Here is an 18,372-nt window from a genome sequence, read left to right as displayed (position 1 = left end):
CACAGCCAGTACCGGAGGCTCTCCGATCTTCTGCCACTGCCCTCAGGGCTGTCCTACATGTTGACGACGAAGCCGAGCTGGGCGATGACGAGTGGGTGGGGCTGGACGGCGCGCTGCTGCCCAGCCCGTTCACGCCGAAGGGCGAGCCCCCGGAGGGGCCGGCCTGGTACGCGACGCCGACCGTCGCCTACGCCCAGGAGCTGGGGTACGAGGTGCGTCCGGTGGAGGCGTGGGTGCGGCGCGAGAACGGCCGCTACCTGGACGGCGGGTACAACCGGCTGCGCGACGCCTGCCTCGCCACGATGACCGACCTCGGTGTCGACGCGACGCCGGCACAGGCGTCCGGCAGTATCTCTCACTCGGCGAGACATCGGCCGGGACGGCCGCTATCGTGCCAGCCGCGGCATGATTTCGCTGGCGAAGAGTCGCATTGGCTCGGGGTCGGTGGGTTCGTGGAAGTAGAGGATGAAGTACTCGATGCCCGCCTCGATCAGCGCGCCGAAGATCTCGACGAGCTTGTCGGGGGTGCCGACCGCGCTGCCGGCGGCCAGTTCCTCGCGGCTGCGGCCGTGCAGGTGGGGTTCCAGTAGCCGGGTCACACCGGCCTGGTCGGGTGCGGTGAACACGGAAAGGGTGGCGGTCTTCAGGATCGAGGAGTAGTCACGGCCGATGCGCTCGCAGTGCTGGGCCAGTACGCCGAGCTTGTGGTGGTAGAAGCCGGGATCGGTGTGGTCGGTGAGGTTGCAGGCGTCGGCGTGCTCGGCGACGAGCCGCAGGGTGACATTCTCCCCGCTGCCGCCGATGAGCAGCGGAATGTGCGGCTTCTGCACCCCCGTGGGCACGTTGACGGCCTGTTGTACCCGGTGGAACTCTCCCTCCACGCTGGCCTTGGGTGTGCGCAGCATGGCGGTGATCACCTGTGCTGCCTCGCCGAGACGACGCAGCCGCTCTCCGGTCGACGGGTAGGGCGCGGGATAGCCGTATGCCTCGTACTCTCGCTGGTCCCAGCCCGCGCCCAAACCGAGGAAGGCACGTCCGCCGCTGGCCGCGTCGAGGGTGGCCGCCATCTTCGCCACCAGCGTGGGGTTGCGGTAGCTGTTGCAGGTGACCAGCTGTCCCAGTCGCACGCGGCTGGTCTCACGTGCCATCGCCGCGAGACTGGTCCAGCACTCGAAGGTGGTCTCCTGGGCGCCGGAGACCGGCTGCAGGTGGTCGTAAAGCCACACCGAGTCGAAGCCCAGTGTCTCGGCCTCGCGGGCGACGCCCACCATGGCGTCGAACTGCGCCACGGGGTCGGTCAGATGCGTGAGGTCCAGCCGCCAGCCCTGGGGGGCCACCGCACCCCAACGTATCGCCACCATGGCACACCCTCTTTTCTTCCATGCCTGATCAAGAGCCCAGCAGAGGCTACGCCATCGAAGGAGCCAGGTCGCAAGGCCGGGGCGCGGCCGCCGCCGACGGCAAGACCATCGCCCGAGGCACCCCGGACGCCGTCCACGACGTGGAAAACACGGGCCCGTGCCGGCGTGGCTTCGTTGGTCTCTAGGAACAGCGTTTGTCGACTGGTTCCGGAGGCAGTTGGTGATCATCCGGGGCACGGATGTCGATGCCAAATGACGGCACCGCCGTGCTCCACGACCCAGTGACGGAGGGGCCCTCGCTGATGGTTGATTTCCCGGACGACTTATCCGATCTTGAAGGCCCGGAGGAGCGGAGAATCGGCTACATCGAGTCGATGGTTGAGGTCGCAGGCGAGGATGCACGGCATGTGATGCCGTACATCACGCTCGCCCTGACAGCCATCCTCGTCACGCTCACCCAGTTGCCCTTCGAGCGGCTGGTCGGACTGCCGTTGGCCTTCCGGTGCCTCCTGTTGTTGGGCCTGCTTCTGGTGGGGGCCGGTGCCAGCTGCTTCTTCCGGGCCCCAGCCCGCCGCATCGGCAAGGGCAGCATGACGTCCCGCAGCAGCATCGCCACCTCCACTGAGGAATCCGACCCCGGCGTCAGACGGAAGGCGACCAGCGCGTGCGTGATCGCGTCCAGAGCCAGGGTCAGATCCACGGTGATCGGCTCGCTCAAGACGTCGTCGAGCACCTTCACGGGCAGCGGCTCGGTGTCCAGGACCACCACCTGCCCGGGCCGGGAGATGACCACCGGCGAGGCGCCCGACTCGACTGCCGCAGCCGAGCGCACGTAGCGCTGCCGGGCGCCACCAGGGCCGAACCACTCGTTCCGCACCCTCGCCAAGGTGGTGCGGTGCGGCAGCTTCTCCTCAAGCTCGGACCCGAACTTCTCCCGCACGTAAAGATGGATCATCCTCTCCTTGGTCGTCATGCTCAGCCTCGAAGGTGCAGCGACTCGGCATGCACCGCCCGAATCGCCTCGGCGAACTCCGGCCGGATCGACCGGTGACCGCTCAGGGCCCGCGTCCGGCGGCTGTCGGCCAGACCCACCATTCCCTCTTCCGCCCAGGCCGCGGCCATCTGCCTCAGCGTGCGTTCGCCGACCTGACCGACCCCCAGGAACTTCGCGTCCTGGGCCGGCAGGGCCGCCAGCTCGGCCACCTTCGCCTCCCGGCGTTCGGTCAGCGTCGTGCGCCGCGGGTCGACCTGCGGACGCGGCTCGGCCCAAAACGGGCTGCCGTTGCGGTAGCCGGTCTCGGTCTCCAACAGGTGGGCCAACCTGAGCCGGGCCCGCTGCTGGTTCTCCTCGTCCAGATCCTCGAATCGGGTGGCCTGCTGCTTGACGTCCATCACGGCCTTCCCACCGGATAGATCCATGCGGTGTCCCCGAACGGCTGCCGCAGGTCCACGGCCAGGGGCCGGTGCCAGAGCAGGTGAACTGCATGAGCGCGGGCAACCGCCGGCACCTCCGTCTGCTCGACCAGATCCCCGAACTGCCGCGGCTGCCGACCCAGCGCCTCCAGCAGCTCGTGCTGGAGGCCCAGCTGGTCTGCCATCGGCCGCCGCCGGGCCGACAAGGTTTCCACAGCGGTCGTCACCTGCCGGTGCCAGCCCGTCACCACGGCGTACGCCGGCCGACCTCGGCCGCCGCCCATGGCGCCGCGGCGAAGCGCACCTCATCCTCCTCCCCGATCCGACCGGCCAGGCGCGCGTCCCGTAGCCAGGCCGCCCCCAGCAGCAGCGTAAGGAAGTCGGGGATGCGAGTCCGCGCCGTCGAGTAGGGCGAACCGCAGGCGGAACGGCTGCGACAGCACCTCCTGGACCCCGCCAGCGAAGTCCAAGGCCAGCAGCAGGCGCCGCTCGGCCAGGCTCTCGAAACCGTGCTGCCGCCCGGGAGACGAGGAACTCCGGCCCTGGACGGTGCTTCTGGCCCCCTGTCCTCGAGAACCGGCGTACTGGCACGGACAACGACCTCGGCGCGCGGGCCAGATCGCGTACGGTCACGATGACCTTGGCCTTGCCCGCCTTCAAGGCTGTCGTCCAGATACGCAGCCAGTCCGGATCACCGCTCAGCCGGTAGACAGCCTCGTCGGGCACGCGTACGGCAGGAAGAGCTCATCGAGGGCGGAGGTGTACGACCACACCGGCCCGGCTTCGCATACAGCCATGTCATCCGAGGAATCCATGCCCTCAGAACACCGTACCCGCGCCGCAGGGAGATCACTGGAAATCCGTCTGACCTGCGAAGAACCTTGCTATTTCGCGATCAGGACGAGCAGTGCGCGGCCGCCGAGCCGGTAGCTGGTGCCGGCGCCCCCGATGACGGCCTCAGCACCGGGAGAAGCAACCTGGCCGGGGCCCTCGGCCCAGGCGGAGGTGTCCGTCACGCGGTACCACTGCTTGCCCGACCCTGGGGACGGGAGGGTGAAGTCGACGTCACCGGACCAGCCGTTGTAACCGACATATAGGGCGCTGCTCGAGTCGCCCAATTCGGTTCCGTCGATGCGCCACGCGAGCGCGTGGTTCGAGGGATTATCCCAGTACGCCGCATCGGGGGCGGAGCCGCCAGGGGTGTACCAGCTCATCTGGGGCATGCCGTTGACGTTGGTGTCCGAGCCGCTGTAGAAACCGGCCGGGCGCAGCGAAGGGTGTGTCTTGCGGAAGGCGATCAGGCGCTGGGCAAAGGTGCGGAAGGTGCTCTGGTCGCCGGTGTACGTGGTGCTGAGCCAGTTGGCCGACGAGTCCAGGTTGTAGGGGTTGTTGTTGCACCGTAGGGAGCGCAGGTACTCGTCGCCGCCGGTCATCATGGGCGTGCCGGCGGACAGCATCAGGAAGGCCATGCCGTTGCGGGCGGCCTTTCGCTGGTCGGCTGCGCTTGCGTTCTGGTCCCAGGAGATGTTGTCGTCCGAGCCGCCGTCGGAGGGACCGTACGGCCACGCCTGCCCGTTGTTCTTGCCGTTGCACGCGTACAGATCGGCAAGAGTGAAGCCGTCGTGGGCGACCATGAAGTTGATGGAGTTCCAGGGCGCCCGCCCGTCGTCCTGATAGAGGTCGGACGACCCGGCGAACCGGGTGGCGAGTTCGGCCGGCGTGACGTTCTGGAAGCCCATGGCGTTCTGATCGCGGCGCAGGGTGTCCCGGAATATCCCGTTCCATTCGGACCATCCGGCGGGGAAGTTGCCCACCTGGTAGGTGCCGGCGCCGATCGCCCAGGGCTCGGCGATCCAGTCTGTACCGGTGCCGCCCTGAGTAGGGCGCGCGGGCATGGTCGCAGTGATCCGGTTCAACGCTGTGTTCGGATCGGTTTTGCTGTATTGGAAGCAGCCGTGGTGACAGGTGTTGCCCAGCACCGACGCCAGATCGAAGCGGAAGCCGTCGACGCCGAGGGCGTCCTTCCAATGCGCCAGGGAGTCCATGATGAGGTCCTGGGCGACGGGATTGTAGGTGTTGTAGTTGCCGCCGACGCCCGTGTTGTCCCACGGGTTCTGCCAGTCGGATGTGAGCGAGTAGTACGTCGGGTTGTCCAGACCCCGGAGGGACAGCAGGCTGTAGGTGTTCTTGTCGGCGGCGTTCCAGGGCCCGCCCTCGGCGGTGTGGTTGTAGACAACATCTACGAGGACCTTGATGCCGACGTCGTGGTACGCCTTGACCATCGCCTTGAACTCGCGCGTGGGACCTCCAGGGCTCCGGTCGGATGCGTAACGACGGTCCGGTGCGAAGTAGTTCAGCGTCGAATAGCCCCAGTAGTTATCCCCGGCGGTGCTGTTCGGGTCGACGTCGTTGGCGTCGTTCTGGGTCTCCTGCACAGGCAGGAACTCCACCGCCGTAACGCCCAGGGCGGCCAGGTTTGCCGCCTTCAGGCCCGCCCCCTTGTAGGTGCCGCGGTCGGCTGAGGGGACGGAAGCATCGTTCTTGGTGAGGCCGCGGACATTGACTTCGTAGACGATGTCGTCCTTCAGGGCGCGGCTGGGCTTACTGCCGGTGCCTGTGGTGTCGTTGGGCAGCACGATGCCCTTGGGAGCCTGCGGTCCGCTGTCCAGGGTGCGGTACTGCGGGCCGGAGGCGTAGATGGTCTCGCTGTTCACCGCGGGGGTGCGAGGGTCATGGCTGAGTTCCCGCGTGTAGGGGTCTGTCAGAAGCTTGTTGGGGTTGAACCGGTTGCCGGCGGAGTCGACATCGGAGACGAATCCGGCGGACGACCCCTTCGTCCAGGCTGATGTGTACGGCCAGTTGGGGCCCCAGGCCCGGTAGCCGTAGTAAACCGCCCCGGTGATGCCGTACTGGTCGCGCAGCGTCGCGACGGACACGGCGACCGACCAGACGCCGCTGGTGGGGTCCTTGGTCAGCGGATAACTGACCCGCTCCTGGCTACCGGAGGCGGACGCGTACAAGTAGACGTCGATCCGGGTTGCCCGTGACGAGTAGATACGGAAGCCGATCTCCGCCCCGGTGGAGTCGTAGGCCGCTCCCAGGTTCCGCGCACCGGAGACCACGGGAGCCGACGTCTCGGCCGCAGCGGGGACACCGGGACCGGCCAGGGCCGCGCACACGACCACAGTGGCGAGCACCACACGTCGGAGCTTTCCTCGTATTCGGGCACGGACACAGATGAGGGGACGCACGGCGGCTCCTTCACGGCCGGGAGGGGCCGCAAGCGCTCCGGCCGCACTGCAACCTGCAAGCAAATCCTTGCTGTAACTTGCTGCAAGATAGCGGGCCGACCGGTCCGCGTAAAGACTGGCCTCCAGCAGAGCAACAACCGACGGCACCAGCCACCTCCACAAGTGAGACGGGGCTGACGGACCACCCCCATCTCTCCCGCCGCCAGCCGGAGTTCATGCCCACCCAGCCCGAACCAAACGATCACGTTCGGAAAGCGGACGGCGTCTCTCCACAGGCGAGTGCTCGGCGAGCGCCGTCTGTTGTGGGTATCGGGGAAGTCCGGCCAGGGGCCTTCACCCTTGATCGTGGACACCGGTTGTTATGCGGCGGTGGTCAACGTAGTTGATCGCCGTTCGTAGGTGATCGGACTGATCTGGCCAAGGCAGGAGTGCCTTCTTCGGGTGTTGTAGCGGGTCGCCCAGCGGAAGACCGCAAGCCGGGCGGCCCGGGCTCCGGGCCATCGCTTGGCGCCCTGGAGGATCTCGCGTTTCATGGTGAGCAATCGTCAAGACCTGTGGACTGGTTGGTTAGAAGAAGCCGATCGTGTCCTTGAGAAGGCGAAGGGCTTTTGCGCGGTATGTGGCGCTGTCGCGCCAGGTCTTCTCTGCCTGCACGCTGGTGATAGTGACGCCTGCCCTTCCGGCCGAGTTCTCCGCGGGCGTCAGGTGGCCGCGGGCGATGAGTGCGCCGATGCGAAAGAGAGCGATGCCCAGTTGGCGGGCGGCCTCGGGCTGGGACAGCCAGACATCGTCTGTCACCTGGGGAACCCGCAGGAGCTTGGGGTAGCGGCGCTCGTCTGGCGGTGTCATCAGGCGGCCCCCGCTTCGGAGCGTTCGACGAGGTGACCGTTCTTGAAGCGGGCGCCGTTGCGGACGAGGGCAACGAGGTGAGGTGCGGTGATCGCGCGCCAGCGGGCCTGGGCGGACTCGACGAGCTTGAACACCATCGCCAGGGCCGCGACCGGGCTGCCGGCCCCGCGGGTGACCTTGGTCCGCAGCTTCACGGTGCCGAAAGTGCTCTCGATGGGGTTTGTCGTGTGCAGGTGCACCCAATGCTCGGCGGGGAAGTCGTAGAACGCGAGGAGCTCGTCGGTCTCGTCGGTGACCTTCTTGGCCGACTTCGGCAGCGCGTTCACGACATTGCGGACCTTGCGAACCCAGCACCTCTGGTGCCTGGCCTGCGGAAATACCTCCGCCAGCGCCCGCCATGGGCCCATAGCACCATCCCCGACGACGAGTTCGGGATCGCGCATGCCGCGTCGGCGGCAGTCGCGCAGCAGATCCGCCCACGACTCGGTCGATTCACGCAGCCCCTCGGCCAGCGCGACGAGTTCCTTGCGGCCGTTGGGGCGCACGCCCATCAGGACCAGGACGCAGGAGTGGGCCCGGCCGAGGCGGACCTTGGGGTGAACGCCGTCGGCCCACACGTAGACGTAGTCGGAATCCGACAGGTCGCGGGCCTGGAAGGCGGTGTGGTCCTCGACCCACTGCTTCGTCAGCCGGGTCACCGTCGCCGGCGAGAGGCCGGTCGAGGAGCCCAGGAACTGCTCCATCGCGGGCACGAAATCCCCGGAGGACAGTCCGTGAAGGTAGAGCAGGGGCAGGACCTCGCTGACCTTCGGAGACTTCCGGCACCACGGCGCAAGGATCTTCGACGAGAACCGCTTGCGCTCACCCGTCTCCACGTCGACACGCTTGTCATTCACGCGAGGCACCTTCACCGCGACCGACCCGGCAGCGGTGGTCACCTTCCGTTCGGGATGATAACCGTTGCGGACCACCAGACTGCGACCGGCCTCGTCCCGCTCACCGGCCAACTCGGCTATGTACTGGTTGACTTCGGCCTCCAGGGCCGCGGCGAGCATCCGCCGGGCACCCTCACGGACAATGTCGTCCATCAGGGATCCGGTCTCGGTGGTTCCCTCGTCGTTGACTACGCTGAGCACGGGCGTGCCTTGCCGACCCGCGGTGCAACGCGGGTCTACTCGGTGACCATCAATCGATCACTCGGGAAGGTACGCCCTCCGCGTTCCGCGAGGCACCCCTCCCGAGGCCGATCCACAGGTCTTGAGCATTGCTCCTCCAGGTGAGCGACCGCCGCCGACAGCAGGCGAGACGCGGGCACGGCATGGTACGCGCGCCGATAGTGACAGGCGATATCGAGAAGCCCCGCCACCAGAGCAGGGTCAACCGTCCGCTCCGTAGCAACCGAAGGAACGTCTTCGCTGAGCACCCCCGCCGTCATGGCCGCCCTCCGCGACATCATCCGCGGCACGTTCCGCCTCATCAGCTGGGCCCAAGACCGCCAGCGCCCGACGCGCCCACACCACCCCCGCAGCCGCCCTCACCCTCCACCGCATCCCCTGATCAAAACGGACAATCACGGAACACTCCGGGGCCCTGGGGGCGGGTTACCAGGTGATGGGCAGTTCGTAAACCCCGTAGACCTGGTTGTCATGCCGAAACGGGATCCGCTCGATGTCGGCCGCGAGCCGCAGGGTCGGGATGCGCCGGAAGAGGGTGCTGAACGCGACCTGGAGTTCCAGCCGGGCCAGCGACTTGCCCAGGCATCGATGGGCGCCGAAGCCGAAGGCCATGTGGTGCCGGGAGTCGCGCTCGATGTCGAGGCGGTCGGGTTCCGGGAAGGCGTCGGGGTCGCGGCTGCCGGTGTCGAAGACGAAGATCAGCCCGTCGCCGGCGCGAATGCGTTCCCCGGCGATGTCGATGTCTTCGAGCGCGATCCGGTTGCGGGTGTGGATGACACTGAGGTAACGCACCAGCTCTTCGACAGCCGATGCGAGCAGCTTGGGATCGTCGGAGTCGCGCAGGAGTTCCAGTTGGGCGGGGTGTTCGAGCAGGGCGAGCGTACCGAGCGCGATCATGTTCTCGGCGGTCGCGTGGCCCGCGATCAGCAGCATCACTCCCATCTGCGCCGCTTCACTACGGGTCAGTTCCCCGGCCTTCACCCGTTCGGCCAGGTCGGACAGCAGATCGTCGGCTGGGGCGACGATCTTCTGGCCCATGAGGTCGTCCAGATAGCCGATCAGCTCGCGCCGGGCACGCCCCTGGGCCTCGACGTCCAGCGTGGCGATGATCTTGGCGTTGTTCTGGAAGAAGCCGTGGTCGCTGTAGGGAACTCCGAGCAGTTCGGAGATCACCAGCGAGGGCACGGGCAGGGCGAAGGCATCGACCAGGTCGACCGGTTTCGGTCCAGCCAGCATTGCGTCGATAGCCAAGTCAACGATCCGCTGGACGGCCGGTCGCAGCGCTTCCACTCGTTTGGCGGCGAAGGGCGCCGTCACCATGCGGCGCAGACGGGCGTGCTCGGGGCCGTCCATCACTACGAAACTCACGGGCCCGCCACCGGGAGGAAGCGGTACCAGGTGCGGGAAGCCGGGCCTGCTGATGTCGGCGCTGATCCGGGGGTCGTCGAGGAGGGCACGCTGTTCGGCGAGCCGGGTCACCAGCCAGGGGGTGCTGTCGTCCCACAGCCGAACCTTGGTGAGGGGGGCCTTCTTCTGCTGGACGATCGCGGCCGGGGGCGGGTCGAATGGGCAGCCGGCCGCCCGGGTCATCGGGAAGTGCGGCACATCGCTGGTCATGTGTCTCCTCCAAGGGGGATGGGGTTGGGGTCACGGGAGAGACCGTGTGCCTGTCAGCGCAGGTGGGAGTCAGCCTCCCCCGTTCAGAGTCTGGTGTGATCACGGCGTCGGAGCCGTCTTGGACAGCCCCGTTCACCGGGCTGAGTTCGCGTCAGTTCGGCAAGCTGATCACAGCGTTGAGGCGCGAAGGCGCCGATCCGGTCCGCAAGGGCCGACCGTGGAGCCTGCCTCTGGAGGACCGAGTCCTGCTGGTCCCCGCGTACTGGCGGACCGACCTGGCCCTGCGCCAACTGGCGCCGCTGTTCGGGGTGTCCAGGTCCGCGGCCGACCGGATCGTCGATCACCTCGGTCCGTCGCCGGCACTGCAGCCACGTGAACGGTTCCGGCGTGACGCCGTGCTCATCGTTGACGGCACTCTCGTACCGACTCGCGACCACACGGTCGCCGAGCAGTCGAAGAACTATCGGTACTCGACCAACCACCAGGTCGTCATCGACGCCGATACCCGGCTGGTCGCAGCGGTTGGCCGGCCGTTGTCGGGTAACCGCAACGACTGTGCCGACTCAAGGGCGACGGCGTCCACCACGCCATGCTCGGCATCGCCCGCCTGCACAACCTCACCCTCGCCGGCTGACGAAGAAGCAGGCAGGTCAACGAACACGTCGTAGATCATTTACGGGACAACGCTTAGGTGCATTGATCCGGAGGGTTGTTCACACGGCTGATAGGAAGCTGGTCGAGGGCGGTACGGCTCATGCCAGGCGATCCTGTGTGTCTGCCGCGGCGGGTTGTGGCCGCGATGGTGGGCGGAGTGCAGTGAAGGCGTGGATGACGGGAGCGAGCCGGTCGGGTGTGGTGCCGTGCAGGACCAGCTCGTCGGCGCCGGCGTCGAGGTAGTCCTGAAGCCGGGCGGCGCAGGTACGGGGGCTCCCGGTCGCGGTGGACTCGCTGAGCCAGTTTGCGGGTATCAGGTGGGCGGCCTCGGCGAGGTCGAGGGGGTCGAGGACGGCATCGGCGTACGTGTCGCCGAGCCGGGCGATGTGGGGGTGTCCGCGCAGTCGTCGAAGCGCGTCCAGGTCCCAGCCGTTGGTCCGGACCAGCCGTTCTCCGCCGATGGGAGCCTGGAGGTAGGTTGCCGCGCGACCCGCGATGATGTCTCTGGCCTCAGGTGTCGGGTCGGCCGCAGTGAGGACGGTGGCGTAGATGCGCACGGCGTTCGGGCTGCGGCCGCAGGCTGTCGCGGTCTGGCGGACACGGGCGGCGATCCGTGCGACTGCCTGCGGTGTGGTGAACGCCGGCAGGAGCACACCGTCGAAGTGCTCTCCGGCGAGTCGCAGGGACTGCTCACCGATCCCGGCCAGGACGACACGGGGCGGAGGTGTGGTCGGCAGCTCCCGGAGCTGAAGCCTCGGGAAGTCGCCTGCGGGGCCGTGATAGGTCACCTCTTCGCCGTTCCACAGGCGGCGCAGCATGGTTACCGTGTCGACGACCACCCGTGCCGTGGCGGTGGGCGGCACACCGAGTCCGGACAGCCAGCTGCCGCCACGCCCGAGCCCGAGCAGGAAGCGGCCTGCGGTCAGCGACTGCACGGTGGCCGCGAGTGAGGCCAGCTGTAGGGGGTGCCGGGTCTGAAAAGGGACGACTCCTGCGGCGATGCCGGGTCTTGTGGTGCATGCGGCCAGTGCGCCTGCGAGGGCGCCGAGATCCTTCGTGCCGAACTTCTCGGAGATCCACAGGTTGCTGAGGCCGAGTGCCTCTCCGGCCTGCGCCTGGGCGATGCCCGCACGCGCGTCAGGCACGCGGCCGGACAGGATGTATGCCCCCAGCGGCAAGGTAGTGGGGGTGAAAGGGGTGTCGCTCACGGCATCCTGCCGTTGTGGTTCGCGCTTACGGTGTCACGCCGCACGGCGAGCAGCGCCTTGAGGCAGAGCGCGGTGGTGACCGCGCGGCTCCCCCACACTCTGGCGTGGTTGTCGAGCCAGGGCACGGCCTCCCATGAGCCGTCAGGGAACTGGCTGCCGATCAGCAGCTGGCAGTCGTCAGAGGACACGGCGGTGCCGGCCGCGGTCAGGGCCAGCATGGCGAGGGCCCGGTTGAGGGGATCGGGCGCGGGTGCCTGTGCGAGGAAGCGTGCGGCTCGGGCGATCTCTTCTTGATGTCCGTCCAGGGCGGCGAGGTGGCGTACGGCGACGTAGGTGCTGTAGCTGGTTCCCACATACCAGGATGCCCGCCAGAAGCCCATGGGCTGTTGCTGGTCGATCAGCCAGCGGGTTGCCGGGCCGACGAGCGGGCTCAGCGGTAGGGGCCCGATGTGCTGCTCGTACAGGTGGGTGGCGTGTGCGAGGTTCGCTACCACCTCGGGGTCGCGGCCGGTGTCGTTCCGGCCTCGGCCCCAGACCCGGTTGGCCGCATCGCGTTCGCCAGGTGCGTCGAGCAGCCAGGTGTTGACGACGCCGTCGTCCCATGCGTTGCGCGCGGCGAGAGCTGTGGCGGCTCGCACGACGGCGTTGTCGGCATGGCCGGTGCGGATGAGGATGCGCAGGACTTGGGCCAGGGTGTCGGCGTCGTGCGGTAGGGGCTCGAAGCCGGGGAAGTACCGCCAGGAGACGCCGTCGCGTTGGGAGAGCAGCCAGGCGGTGTTTTCGTCGGCGAATCGCCGGCATTCCTTGTAACCGGCCTCTGCGGCGTCCAGGAGTGCCTCGGTGATGGTGGCCACGTGGTAGACGGCGCCCACGCAGCGGAACTCGGCGAACTTCCCCGCCTGTGGCAGGGGCTGGTGCTGCTGGTGGAGCTTGGTGAACTGCGCGGTGGAGTAGGAGCCCATGACGTGTGTCGCGTCCGGGTAGGACAGTTCGTGCTGTCCTATCAGGTACTCCAGTGCCCGTTCAACGGTGGCGTCAATGGTTGAGGGTGTCATCGGGTCACGGCCTCCGGTGAGGTCGACGCCTGCGGTTTCTTGCGGGAACGCAGGGCCAGTGGAATGGGCCCGGGCATCGGGATGAGTGTGGTAACGATCCGGGGCGGTTCGTCGGACACCGGGGCCAGGGTGTGCTGTTGGGCCAGGGTGGCGAGGAACACGGACGCCTCGGTGTGGGAGAAGGGGCCCCCGATACACCCTCGCGGGCCGGCGCCGAAGGGCATGTAGGCGTGGCTCGGGATCGTCTCGGCACGGGCCGGCAGCCAGCGGTCCGGGTCGAAGCGCTCCGGATCCGGGAAGAGGGCAGGGTCGCGGTGCAGGGCGAAGATGGAGAACAGCACCATCGCATCGGCCGGGAGCCGGTAGCCGCCTAGGTCGACGTCGACGAGGGGACGGCGCATCAGCATCCAGGTGGTCGGGTAAAGGCGCAGGGTCTCCTTGACGACGCGATGGGTGTACTCGAGTCGGCCCAGGTCCTCATACTGCACTGGACGGCCCCGCAGGACGTCGTCGACCTCGTCCTGCACGGCGCGTTGCGCAGCCGGGTGGGTGGCGAGCAGGTAAGCGGCCCAGCACATCGCAGCCGCCGTCGTCTCGCTGCCGGCGATGATCATGCTGGTGACCTCGTCGTAGACCTGCTCGTCCGTCATCGCCACACCGGTGTCCGCGTCCACGGCCTGCAACAGCGATGTCAGCAGGTCTGGGCGCTGCCCGAGATCGATCCGGTGCTGACGGATCATCCGGTAGATCACGGCTTGGAACCGCGGCAGCGCACGCTCGAAGGCCCGGTTGGTCGAAGTCGGCAACCGGTCCAGCAGGTCGAACGGCGCCAGGGCACGCTGGCCAAGACCCCGGAGCAACACGGGCAGGGTCTCCTGGACCTCGGCCGTGGTCTCCGGGTCAAGGTCCGTGGAGAACAAGACCCGGCCGACGATGCCGAGCGCCAGTGGGAAGGTGACCTCGTCCATCCGGACCACTTCCCCGTCCGCCCATGCGGTCACCAGCCCCTCGACCTGGTCCACCATGGTCCGGGTGTAGCCGGCGATCTCGGAGGCGCGGACTGCCGGCTGGATGAGTCGGCGCTGCCGGGCATGGAAGTCCCCCTCCGAAGTGAACAGACCGTTGCGGGCCAGAACCTGCGCCTTTTGGAACATCACCCCTTTGTGGAACTTGTCGGCATCAGTCACCAGCATCTGGCGGATCAGATCGGGGTGGTTGACCACATACACCGTGCGCGGGCCCAGCTTGAAGGTGGCCACATCCCCATAACTGCGGATCCGCTGCACAAACCCCAGCGGATCGCGGCGGATGCGAACGGCGCTGCCGATCAGCGGAACACGCGAGCGCATGGCTTTCGGTACGCGGTGCTGGGCTGTCATCGACATGAACTTCTCTCCATCCAGCCAGGGATCCGGATCTGCCTCATGGCCGCCGGTGCTCCGACCCGGCCGGAGCCGGGGTGCCCAGCCGGACAGGGAGCGCGGTGACATTACGACCGTACGAGGTGCGTCCCCATGTCACCGGCCCCTCCAAGCGCAGGTCCGGCAGGAGCGGGTAGATCTCATCGAGGACCACCTCGAGCTCCATCGAGGCCAGATGCGCCCCGACGCAGCGGTGGATCCCCGTGCCGTAGGCCAGCACGGGGGCAGCGCCACGCCGCCGTGATGAGGAATCGAAGCGCGACGGATCGAACACTCCAGGATCCTGGAACGCCCGGGGGTCGTGGTTGGCGCCGGTGATCAGCCCAAAAATCCGCGAGCCCGCAGGGAGAACCTCACCCCCCAGTTCGATGTCGCGTACGGCGACTCGCGGGATCGGGCTGTACATCGCCGGCGACTCGAACCGCAGCAGCTCCTCGACGTACGCCGCAGCCCCGCCGGGGGATCCGTCGAGGCGGTCGATGTGCTCACGACGGACCAGCGTGCGCCACAGCGCCAAGGCGATGACAAAGGCCATGGTGGGCCCACCGCCCGCGAGGATGGTGAACACCATGGCGATGATGTCGTTCTGCGAAAGGCCGCCCTCGTCATCTCTCATGTCGGCCAGTACCGTGATCAGATCGCTGCCTCCGCCGCCGCGCCGACGGGCCACCAGGTCCACCACGAAGGCGTCCAGTTCCTCACTGCTGCGATCCGCGTCGGCCAGCCGGACGTCGGTGAGCGTCGGATCGAATGGCTGCTCTATATGCCACACGCACGTGCTCAGCCAGGAGACATCCTCCGGCGACAGGTCCAGCAGCAGACTCATCATGTGCGTGGGAAGAGCCGTCGCCAGTTCGCGCAGGTCCGCCTGCTCTCCGCCGGTCAGTCTCTCCATGAGGTCTCGGACGCTTTCCGCCACGATCACCCGGGTTCGCTCTCGGAGCGCGGACACCCGCGCGGCAGTGAAGTACCGCATGTAGACCCGGTTGAGGCGGGTGTGCTCGGGCGGATTCCGCAGCCCGATGGTGTCCGCCAGCCGACGAACGCTCGGGTGGTGTTGCATTGCCCCGGACCGGAGGATGCCGGCCGCCTCTACCCGGATTTGCTCTATCGGCGCCCGGAAGAGCCGGGAGACGTCCTCGTAGCGGCTGACCAGGTACTCGCCGTCCGCTCTCCGGTACACGGGGGCGTTCTCCCGCAGCCAGGCAGCCAGAGGCAGCGGATCCGCCATCACCACCGGGTCAGACAGCACGGCGTACACGTCCGACGAGGCCAGTACGGTCCGCCAGTCCCGGCTACCGCCGGGAGTTGACGCGGCGAAGGGTGAGTTGGCTGTCATGCTCATGTCACTCCTACCGTTCTCGCATCGCCCAACGCGACGCGCACAAGGGTTGCAGGGGGAAGGGGTGCCGCTCTCCGACGTCCTCACCGGGGCAGCCCTTAGGCCCCTCGCCGAAGGAAACGTGCGTCATAGTGTGCCGGGGACCGAGGAGTCCTCATGACTCCCGCAGGAGCCGCCATCACCAAGTCAATGGCCTGGACGATCGGCCCCGCCGCCGCGGTGTAGATAGCCGCAGTGTCCGGACTTTCCGGATACCGTTCCAGTCGACGCCAGCTCCACCGTGCATGCGGCAGGGCTGTTGCGGTTACTGCGCGATTCGATCGAGCGGCCTTCCGCGCAACTCCGCGGTAACCCGTATCGACGGTTCGAGGTACTGTCCCACCCACAGCCCCAAATGATCACTGAGCTGCGCATCCACGGCTTCTGACACCAGATCAACCGAATCGGCCAGAGCCCGAACCACCTCGGCACCCAGGCGCCCGGGTTCCCAGACGGCCACCCTGCAACGGTCAACGGGCTTCATCAGGATGCATCCCTTTCACTTGAATACAGGCTGGCTCGTCGAGCGTTCGTGTCATGGATGTGGGCACCGCAGAAGGGGAAAAGCGGGACAACAGAACTGGTCACCGACATAACGCGCCGCGGCCAGAAGTCGTCAGCTCCGCAATTCCGGAAGCATGCGCGAGAGAATCAGACGTATGAGGGCCGGACCTGGTCAACCAAGGCGCTTGCTTCCGTGATTGTTCCCTTGGTGGCTCCCCGACGTCAAGAGGCGGAAGTTCCGATCTCCAGCTACTGAACCGCGCCGGACCCGGCGAGACCTTCGGCGGTGCTTGTGAGCCGGAGTTTCTTGCGTTGATTAATGGATGTTTCCCGTGCGGCACAGCAGGCAAACCAGGAGAGGTGCGGGTCACACTCACATTGACTGGCGCTTGCACTCACCCTAGCTTTGCCGGCAACTTTGCTTCACGGGGCTGGAGCAGTTGGCGGCACACTCCTATTTACCGAAGGTAGGCACCGGTAAACATAGGTCACGTATGGGAAAATGTGCTGGCGAAGAATGTGTGCGACAAAGCGTAGGCGGCGAACTGCGGTGCTTCCTTGCCGCAAAGGAGCGCAATTCAAAATTCTCCGAGCCCGTCTATATCGCCCCAACTAATTGAAAATTCCTGAGACGCGGCAAACGCCTCGGGTCGTTGTTCTGTGTGCTTGGATGGCGTATCGCCTCACAATGGGAGCCGTCACGGTCGGTACGGCCGTACGCCTTTCAGCGCGACCGGGCGTGCACAACTGGATCGACACCTGCGGCCGGGGCCAGGTGCTGATGCTGTACCGCTGGCGGGGGCTGTCGCCGCGACAGGTCCGCGCCGGCCCGGTGATCGAGCCGTCGCGCATCGTCAAGCTGGCCGAGCTGGACGCGGCCCTGCACAAGGGCTGCGCGCGGATCGACGCAGCCGGCCGCCGCGCCCAGCCGGAGCGGCGCGCCGTGGCGTTCCGGCGCCGCATCGCTCCGGCCTGACCCGCGCCAGCGTGCTCCGAGCCGGGTAGGACATCGGCACCGCCGCCGGGCATACGCTCGCCGCCTCAGTCGACGATGGTCGCCGTGCGCGGCTCGCGGCCCTGCGCAGGATCGAGGTAGCGGCCGTGGCCGTAGTCGCCGCGCAGGGTGGTGCGCTGCGCGCGGCGGCGCACGTCCAGGGGCACGCCGGCGGCGCTGTGGATCACGCGCCAGTTGTCCCAGACGATGACGTCGTCCTCCCTCCACTTGTGGAAGTAGGCGTAGCGTTCGTCCACGAGGTGGTCCGCCAGCTGGTGCAGCAGGGCATCGCTTTGCGCCGCGTCCATGCCGAGCACGTGCTTGGCGTGCATCGGCGACAGCTTGAGCACCTTGCGGCCGGTCTCCGGGTGGATGATGACCAGCGGGTGCACCACCGGCGGGAAGTCGTACTCGCGGAGTTCGGCCATGCTCTCAGGATCGGTCTTCAGGTTCACCAGGTCCGGCGGAAAGCCATAGGGGTTCTTGTCCATCTCCGGCGTGAAGTGGTAGACGACTTCGAGGTTTTCGATGCGCTCCTGCAGCTGCACCGGCAGGCGTTGCCAGGCGGCGATGCCGTCGATGAAGCCGGTTTCGCCGGCGATCGCCGCCGGCTCGATCATGCGCAGCACCGCGCCGCGCACGATCACCGGCGTGAAGGACTGGTCCCAATGCCAGCCCAGCCAGCCGGCGCGCTCGGCGCCGTTGACGCGCATCATGGGGCCCTTCCCCTTGCCCTTTTCGGGATCGTATTTCAGCTCCATCAGATAGGGATTGTCGTCGACGTTGAGGTCGGGCGTCGCCGAAGACTCAAGCTTGCCGAAGCAGCGGCTCAGCCGCAGGTGTGCCTCGGCCGAGCGGCAGCCGCGGAACAGCAGGATGCCGCCACGAATCCAGGCGTCCAGCAGCGCCTGCCGCGTCGCCTCGTCGAAATCTCGCTCCAGGTCCAGGCCATGAACTTCCAGGCCGATGTACGGTGACAGCGGTATAGTGGCGATCGGCATGCGCGCTCCCCCTCGAATAATAATTCATCATCGAAACATTAATCGCATCGCGACGGCACGGCCGACGCGCGTCAAGGCGCTACTTATTGCATTATCTTAGTACTCCAGCGGGATTTCGCGTTCTGGGCTGGTTCTGCGTTGGTAGAACCCCTCGGGGGTGCGATGGCCAGCGTATTCGGCAAGCTGCCAGCCGTTCTTCCGTGCCACTGGACCCAGCAGACCGCGGACGTAGTCCCGCATCCGCCACCGCAGATCCACCCGGCCGAACAGACCCGCCACCCTGCCCAGCACCAACTCCAACTCGGCAGCCCACACGTCTACTTCAACAGTTCCCGCCACACCCCACACAACAAACAGCCCCAGCCCAGGACACGAAATCCCGCTGGAGTACTAAGACCGTGTCCTATGTGGTTAGGCGGATGAGTCGTTTGTAGCAGCAGAGTGTGGCGGCGAGGCCGAGGAAGGCCAGGTAGTTGCGGGGTTGGCGT

At 67.2% G+C, this 18,372-nt stretch carries 14 protein-coding genes and 4 pseudogenes; 3 read left to right on the top strand and 15 right to left on the bottom strand.

The window, feature by feature from the left end; all coding sequences use genetic code 11:
- Positions 1–86 precede the first annotated feature (86 nt).
- A pseudogene (locus ACZ6MZ_RS33620) lies at positions 87–326 on the top strand (telomere-associated protein Tap); the annotation flags it as partial.
- Positions 327–386: 60 nt separating this feature from the next.
- On the opposite strand, the gene ACZ6MZ_RS33615 reads toward ACZ6MZ_RS33620, so the two are convergent.
- The 9 genes and pseudogenes from ACZ6MZ_RS33615 to ACZ6MZ_RS33575 form a co-directional block, all read right to left on the bottom strand.
- Positions 387–1,361, bottom strand: coding sequence for a TIGR03560 family F420-dependent LLM class oxidoreductase (locus ACZ6MZ_RS33615; RefSeq protein WP_469356340.1), 975 nt, complete (start codon positions 1,359–1,361; stop codon positions 387–389).
- Positions 1,362–1,722: 361 nt separating this feature from the next.
- Positions 1,723–2,316: a hypothetical protein gene (locus ACZ6MZ_RS33610; RefSeq protein WP_469356338.1), complete on the bottom strand. Its 594-nt coding sequence runs from the start codon at positions 2,314–2,316 to the stop codon at positions 1,723–1,725.
- Positions 2,317–2,336: 20 nt separating this feature from the next.
- A complete protein-coding gene (locus tag ACZ6MZ_RS33605) occupies positions 2,337–2,753 on the bottom strand; it encodes a hypothetical protein (RefSeq protein ID WP_469356336.1) in 417 nt (138 codons plus the stop codon).
- A complete protein-coding gene (locus ACZ6MZ_RS33600; protein WP_469356334.1) occupies positions 2,753–2,959 on the bottom strand; it encodes a hypothetical protein in 207 nt (68 codons plus the stop codon). The genes ACZ6MZ_RS33605 and ACZ6MZ_RS33600 overlap by 1 nt, the downstream gene beginning before the upstream one ends.
- A 699-nt stretch (positions 2,960–3,658) precedes the next feature.
- Positions 3,659–5,974, bottom strand: a complete 2,316-nt coding sequence (locus ACZ6MZ_RS33595) for a glycogen debranching protein (protein ID WP_469356332.1) — start codon at positions 5,972–5,974, stop codon at positions 3,659–3,661.
- A 410-nt stretch (positions 5,975–6,384) separates the two neighbouring features.
- Positions 6,385–6,561, bottom strand: a pseudogene (locus tag ACZ6MZ_RS33590) (integrase core domain-containing protein); the annotation flags it as partial.
- A 31-nt stretch (positions 6,562–6,592) separates the two neighbouring features.
- Entirely contained in the window at positions 6,593–6,874 is a 282-nt protein-coding gene (locus ACZ6MZ_RS33585) for a DNA-binding protein (RefSeq protein WP_469356331.1), read from the bottom strand.
- A complete protein-coding gene (locus ACZ6MZ_RS33580) occupies positions 6,874–8,010 on the bottom strand; it encodes an IS256 family transposase (RefSeq protein WP_469356329.1) in 1,137 nt (378 codons plus the stop codon). The genes ACZ6MZ_RS33585 and ACZ6MZ_RS33580 overlap by 1 nt, the downstream gene beginning before the upstream one ends.
- A gap of 465 nt (positions 8,011–8,475) precedes the next feature.
- A complete protein-coding gene (locus ACZ6MZ_RS33575) occupies positions 8,476–9,666 on the bottom strand; it encodes a cytochrome P450 (RefSeq protein WP_469356327.1) in 1,191 nt (396 codons plus the stop codon).
- Between the two features lie 62 nt (positions 9,667–9,728).
- Here ACZ6MZ_RS33575 and ACZ6MZ_RS33570 point away from each other — a divergent pair.
- Positions 9,729–10,300: pseudogene (locus ACZ6MZ_RS33570) on the top strand (transposase family protein).
- Positions 10,301–10,418: 118 nt separating this feature from the next.
- Here the strand turns inward: ACZ6MZ_RS33570 and ACZ6MZ_RS33565 are convergent.
- The 4 genes from ACZ6MZ_RS33565 to ACZ6MZ_RS33550 are packed head-to-tail and all read right to left on the bottom strand — an operon-like array spanning position 10,419 to position 15,265.
- Positions 10,419–11,528 carry a TIGR03857 family LLM class F420-dependent oxidoreductase gene (locus ACZ6MZ_RS33565; protein WP_469356325.1) on the bottom strand — a complete coding sequence of 370 codons (1,110 nt, stop codon included), beginning with the start codon at positions 11,526–11,528 and terminating at the stop codon, positions 10,419–10,421.
- Complete coding sequence (locus tag ACZ6MZ_RS33560; protein ID WP_469356323.1) at positions 11,525–12,583, bottom strand: prenyltransferase/squalene oxidase repeat-containing protein; 1,059 nt, start codon at positions 12,581–12,583, stop codon at positions 11,525–11,527. The genes ACZ6MZ_RS33565 and ACZ6MZ_RS33560 overlap by 4 nt, the downstream gene beginning before the upstream one ends.
- Complete coding sequence (locus ACZ6MZ_RS33555; RefSeq protein WP_469356321.1) at positions 12,580–13,968, bottom strand: cytochrome P450; 1,389 nt, start codon at positions 13,966–13,968, stop codon at positions 12,580–12,582. The genes ACZ6MZ_RS33560 and ACZ6MZ_RS33555 overlap by 4 nt, the downstream gene beginning before the upstream one ends.
- A gap of 37 nt (positions 13,969–14,005) precedes the next feature.
- Positions 14,006–15,265 carry a cytochrome P450 gene (locus tag ACZ6MZ_RS33550; RefSeq protein ID WP_469356319.1) on the bottom strand — a complete coding sequence of 420 codons (1,260 nt, stop codon included), beginning with the start codon at positions 15,263–15,265 and terminating at the stop codon, positions 14,006–14,008.
- A 1,312-nt stretch (positions 15,266–16,577) separates the two neighbouring features.
- On the opposite strand from ACZ6MZ_RS33550, the gene ACZ6MZ_RS33545 reads away from it, so the two are divergent.
- Positions 16,578–16,865: a hypothetical protein gene (locus ACZ6MZ_RS33545; RefSeq protein ID WP_469356317.1), complete on the top strand. Its 288-nt coding sequence runs from the start codon at positions 16,578–16,580 to the stop codon at positions 16,863–16,865.
- 65 nt (positions 16,866–16,930) lie between these two features.
- Here the strand turns inward: ACZ6MZ_RS33545 and ACZ6MZ_RS33540 are convergent, their stop codons facing one another.
- The gene (locus tag ACZ6MZ_RS33540; protein WP_389789742.1) at positions 16,931–17,884 is read right to left on the bottom strand and encodes a TauD/TfdA dioxygenase family protein; all 954 of its coding nucleotides are present in this window, start codon (positions 17,882–17,884) and stop codon (positions 16,931–16,933) included.
- A gap of 144 nt (positions 17,885–18,028) precedes the next feature.
- Positions 18,029–18,223: pseudogene (locus ACZ6MZ_RS33535) on the bottom strand (IS701 family transposase); the annotation flags it as partial.
- Positions 18,224–18,372 lie beyond the last annotated feature (149 nt).

Source organism: Streptomyces sp. NPDC042201 (assembly GCF_055582185.1).
The sequence above is the reverse complement of the archived record's forward strand: the minus strand, read 5'-3'. Positions and strand labels throughout refer to the sequence as shown.

Bases quoted from the DNA above. Each gene is read 5' to 3' on its own strand.
- ACZ6MZ_RS33615 (WP_469356340.1), bottom strand. From the start codon at position 1,361: ATGGTGGCGATACGTTGGGGTGCGGTGGCCCCCCAGGGCTGGCGGCTG.
- ACZ6MZ_RS33610 (WP_469356338.1), bottom strand. From the start codon at position 2,316: ATGATCCATCTTTACGTGCGGGAGAAGTTCGGGTCCGAGCTTGAGGAG.
- ACZ6MZ_RS33605 (WP_469356336.1), bottom strand. From the start codon at position 2,753: ATGGACGTCAAGCAGCAGGCCACCCGATTCGAGGATCTGGACGAGGAG.
- ACZ6MZ_RS33600 (WP_469356334.1), bottom strand. From the start codon at position 2,959: ATGGCAGACCAGCTGGGCCTCCAGCACGAGCTGCTGGAGGCGCTGGGT.
- ACZ6MZ_RS33585 (WP_469356331.1), bottom strand. From the start codon at position 6,874: ATGACACCGCCAGACGAGCGCCGCTACCCCAAGCTCCTGCGGGTTCCC.
- ACZ6MZ_RS33575 (WP_469356327.1), bottom strand. From the start codon at position 9,666: ATGACCAGCGATGTGCCGCACTTCCCGATGACCCGGGCGGCCGGCTGC.
- ACZ6MZ_RS33560 (WP_469356323.1), bottom strand. From the start codon at position 12,583: ATGACACCCTCAACCATTGACGCCACCGTTGAACGGGCACTGGAGTAC.
- ACZ6MZ_RS33555 (WP_469356321.1), bottom strand. From the start codon at position 13,968: ATGTCGATGACAGCCCAGCACCGCGTACCGAAAGCCATGCGCTCGCGT.
- ACZ6MZ_RS33545 (WP_469356317.1), top strand. From the start codon at position 16,578: ATGGGAGCCGTCACGGTCGGTACGGCCGTACGCCTTTCAGCGCGACCG.
- ACZ6MZ_RS33540 (WP_389789742.1), bottom strand. From the start codon at position 17,884: ATGCCGATCGCCACTATACCGCTGTCACCGTACATCGGCCTGGAAGTT.